The sequence below is a fragment of the Anaerorhabdus sp. genome (assembly GCF_036641015.1).
Lineage (GTDB): Bacteria > Bacillota_I > Bacilli_A > Erysipelotrichales > Erysipelotrichaceae > Anaerorhabdus.
On the sequence record NZ_JAVWFO010000099.1, the window covers coordinates 1 to 2,848 of the forward strand.

A 2,848-nucleotide genomic window follows, 5' to 3' on the forward strand; every position below is an offset into this window, starting at 1 on the left:
TGATCTTAAGTAACATACTTGAACCCATACCTGCACGGCATGCAACTAATCCTTTGTACATATTTTGCTCCTTTCAGCTAAATAGCATTAATGTAATTCATAACTTCTTCTGGACTCTTTGCATTGTCTAAGAAGTCATAAAACTCTTGTTGCTCTAGTAAACCTGCTAGATCACTTAACGCTTCCAAATGAGCGTTATTATCTACAGCAGATAGTGTGAAGATATATTTGACTGGGTCATTATCTCCGATTTCATGCACTGCACGAATAATCCCGTCGACATAAGATTCTTTTATCTTACCTTCTTGTACTAATGGTATAGCTGCTTTACGTATAGCATCTTGCCAATCAGTCGCTTCAACATTGAGTGTTATTAACTCTTGGCTGATCATGTTCTTAAGCATTGTTTAACTCACCCCTTGCCTTTACAACTACAGTTTATATTTTCAAATCATTTTAAACAATCTTTATTGAGTTTAACATTTGTCAGCAATTCGTACAAAAAATAAACTACCTAATTTCTAGATAGTTTATTCGCTTCATATTTAATTATAAAATCACTAACTTCTAAACTTGTTTTTGCACTATCTAAACACTCAAAGAATTTTTTTTCATTAAAGAGTTCTACTAAGATACTTAATGCCGTTAAATGTGTTTCATTATCTAATGCTGTTAAAAAGAATATATATTTTATTGGATCTAAATCTTTATTACCAAATACAACTGGTTCTTTTAAAACAGAGATTGCTAGTCCTATTTTTAATGCTCCAAACATTGCTTTAACATGTGGTAATGCAATGTTAGTAGTTATTACATAGAATGGTCCATTAATCTTTGTAGAGTTAACAACTTCTTCTATATAATTATTTGTCGCATATCCATAATCAACTAATGATTGACCACTCTTACGAATTGCATCTTCCCAATCTTTTGCTTCTAATTGTATATTCATCAATTTAGGATCAGCCATTTGCGATAACATCAATCCTTCATCCGCTCCATACTTTTGTTCATTATTTGAGAAATATGCAATTAAATCATTTGCTAAACCTAGCTCATCATTTACCAATCCATGTTTTTTAACTAATGTAATAACTTTCTCTATATCGGGTATATTACTAAAAGTTGTTTTAAGCTTCATACAAACTTCTCTCACTACTTGATATCTTTCTTGCATATTCATTACTGGTCTAACATATACTACTGGCTTATCATGTAGCATACTTTCATCTAAATATGTTGTAGAGAAAATAATATCAAAATCACTATCGATATACATTAGATTTGAACTTTCTAATGGTTTAAGAAAGTGAATTTCTGGAAATAGGTTAGACAATTCAGAATATAAAATAGCCGAACTACCTAAACCATTGCTACATACAATTAATCCTGTCTTTTGACTATTAGTTTTAACAATTTCTCGATCAGCATAGATAGCACCAAAATGCATAGTTAAATATGCTACCTCATCATCTGGTATCTCATGACAAAATAATGCTTCTAATGGTTTAACAGTTTCTAACACTAATTTATATAACTTATCATGTTCCTCTTTTACTTTATCTTTTAATGGATTAACTATTGGAAGATGATAAAGTAAACGATAATATGTAGGACGCAAATGACAATATAATTTTCTAAATATATCTTCTGTATTCTTATATTGCACACCACTTAATATTTCAAATCGATACATTAAACGATCTACCATGTTTGCTATTGTTAGACAGTCATCTGTATCTTCTTCAAGATTTCCTATTGATAAACCCAATATCCAAGCAGTTAAATAAATCTTTTCTTCATCAGTAATATAACTTGCTTGTTTGTAATTTTTTATTAAATCACTTACAAACGCATATTCTTTTGTATTTTTCATTACCTCTAAATTTGCATCATCTTTCATTATTGACACAAAGTCAGTCGAAATATCAATGTCATTATTATTCGCAAGTCTTGCCTTAAGAAATATTAAAATATAAATAAATTCTGCTATTCTATCTTCAACAAATTCAATTCTATGTAAATCAGATAATTCTTGAATTAATAGTTTAGAATATTGAAATATATCCAAATTATTATCATTAATAAATAAATCAAATAATTTACCGTTATTATCTACAGATAAAGTATTAATCACTTCAAGCATCATAAAACGTCGTATGTCTATTTCATTACCACGTAAGAAATACCCAATTGATCGATCATATTGAATTTCAATATCATAACCTTGACATATTTTTTCTAAATCTTTAAGTTCATTTAATACAGTTGATTTAGATACTTTTAAACTATCAATAAAATGATTAAGCGAAATATATGGAACTCCGATAAACATATAAAGATACATATATAATTGTCGCTCTTTGGATGACAAAAAATACTCACTTTCACTTTCTTCTTTCATGAGTGCAATTAGTTTATTTCTAATATCTTCAGTTATTGTTATTGACCCCTTAGATACTTCTATTTTTCTATCCAATAGTTCTTGATTGATTTTATCTAAGCGGTAATAAATTTGGCGTCGAGTAGATGATGTTTGAGTTTCAATCTCTTTTAGCGTTAAAAATGAACTTTTACTAAGTAGACCGATTAACGCATGTACCTTATTATCCATGATATGTCCCCTATTCCCTATTATTATACGGCAAATTTAACTTAAATACCTTTACAATCTTATCGTACTTTTTTTAAATTTTTATTCAAGTTTAAGTTTTGTATATATCACGAACACTTTTTACACCATAGTGAAAAGACCCAATGATTTTTCATTGGGTTATTATAACACTAAATGTTTTAAATATTTTCTTTTACTACTTTAATAATGTTACTAGCACATAAACCATACTTC

General features: G+C 28.5%; 2 protein-coding genes. Both read right to left on the bottom strand.

Features of this window, described 5'->3' with window-relative positions; genetic code table 11:
* Positions 1-77: 77 nt before the first annotated feature.
* On the bottom strand, positions 78-404 hold the full coding sequence (locus RR430_RS09225) for a PTS sugar transporter subunit IIA (protein WP_332509034.1): 327 nt from the start codon (positions 402-404) through the stop codon (positions 78-80).
* 110 nt (positions 405-514) lie between these two features.
* Positions 515-2,614 (bottom strand): BglG family transcription antiterminator, encoded by a 2,100-nt coding sequence (locus RR430_RS09230; RefSeq protein WP_332509035.1) that lies wholly within the window; start codon positions 2,612-2,614, stop codon positions 515-517.
* Positions 2,615-2,848: the final 234 nt, after the last annotated feature.

Excerpts from the sequence above, each read along its gene's own strand:
- RR430_RS09225 (WP_332509034.1), bottom strand. The coding sequence starts at position 404 with ATGCTTAAGAACATGATCAGCCAAGAGTTAATAACACTCAATGTTGAA.
- RR430_RS09230 (WP_332509035.1), bottom strand. The coding sequence starts at position 2,614 with ATGGATAATAAGGTACATGCGTTAATCGGTCTACTTAGTAAAAGTTCA.